Raw genomic sequence first — 242 nt, forward strand, 5'->3', positions numbered from 1 at the left:
GGGGACGCTTTTCTTGCGCAGCAAAAAGAGGTCTTCGCTGCTGTGCAGCGGTTGCGGGCACGCGCGCAGGAATCGGGCAACCTGAAATCGAACGAGCAGCAGAAGGTCATAGTCGAGCCCGCGCCGGCAGGCGGCCAGACCACCATCGTGCGCATCGAGCCCGCAAACCCCGAGGTGATCTATGTGCCAGCCTACAACCCGACGGTTGTCTATGGTGGATGGGGCTATCCGGCCTATCCGCC

The 242-nt window shown here is 62.8% G+C and carries 1 protein-coding gene; it reads left to right on the top strand.

Annotated elements, in window-relative coordinates; translation table 11 throughout:
- Nucleotides 1-242 (top strand): DUF3300 domain-containing protein (locus tag SB659_RS20350; protein WP_410551743.1); only part of this gene is annotated, 242 nt, incomplete at both ends.

The organism is Arthrobacter sp. SIMBA_036, assembly GCF_046535135.1.
GTDB lineage: Bacteria > Actinomycetota > Actinomycetes > Actinomycetales > Micrococcaceae > Arthrobacter.